This is a genomic window from Pseudomonas sp. PME37.24/025 (assembly GCF_055556615.1).
The window spans coordinates 1-289 of record NZ_JBVHNK010000092.1 but is presented as its reverse complement, the minus strand read 5'-3'; the positions used below and the strand labels follow the sequence as shown (position 1 = coordinate 289).

Genomic DNA, 289 nt, shown 5'->3' with positions numbered 1-289 from the left:
CCCAACGGAAACCGACGCCTATCATCTTTGATGCGCTCCTTTTCTATGCCATTTACATTGAATGGCGGGTTGGCCATGACAAAGTCAAATCGTCCAGCGGCCTTATGCAAATCTTCATAGTATGAATTGGATTCGCGGACATCACCAGAAAGCCCATGGACTGCCAAATTCATTTTGCACAAGCGAACGGTTTCTGCGGTCTTTTCTTGCCCATAGATGCTGATTTCCGCACCGGGATTTTTTTTATGGTTTCCCACGAATTTGGCCGATTGGATAAACATGCCACCAG

General features: G+C 46.7%; 1 protein-coding gene. It reads right to left on the bottom strand.

Features of this window, described 5'->3' with window-relative positions; genetic code table 11:
* Positions 1–289, bottom strand: a 289-nt coding sequence (locus ACZ3HH_RS29640) for an HsdM family class I SAM-dependent methyltransferase (protein ID WP_465810096.1), incomplete at both ends; no start/stop codon positions are given.